Here is a 311-nt window from a genome sequence, read left to right as displayed (position 1 = left end):
TTACGACTACGATGCCTCAGGCAGGCTGAACGGGGTGGTGGTGGCACTGGATGGCAGCGGTGACACCAGCCGCCACTTCTACGACGCCCAGGGCCGCCTGCAAGCCACCCTGCAGGCCGATGGCCAGTTGCAGCAATGCCTGTACGACCCCGATGGCACCCTGACCGGCTATCGCCACTGCCTGCGCACCGTACCGGCTGCCGACCAGGCCGCCGCCCGCCTTGACACCCTCCTCAGCCAATACGCCAGCGCCGACGACCCGATCCGGTCCCTGTCTGCCGAGACTGCCGCACCCGCAGTACGGCTGGCGG

The 311-nt window shown here is 68.8% G+C and carries 1 protein-coding gene; it reads left to right on the top strand.

Annotated features, from left to right (window positions below; translation table 11 throughout):
- Positions 1-311, top strand: a 311-nt coding sequence (locus PZA18_RS25855; protein ID WP_284103495.1) for a hypothetical protein, incomplete at both ends; no start/stop codon positions are given.

The sequence above is a fragment of the Parachitinimonas caeni genome (assembly GCF_030129945.1).
Classification (GTDB): domain Bacteria; phylum Pseudomonadota; class Gammaproteobacteria; order Burkholderiales; family Chitinimonadaceae; genus Parachitinimonas; species Parachitinimonas caeni.
This window is presented reverse-complemented; position numbering and strand designations above follow the sequence as displayed.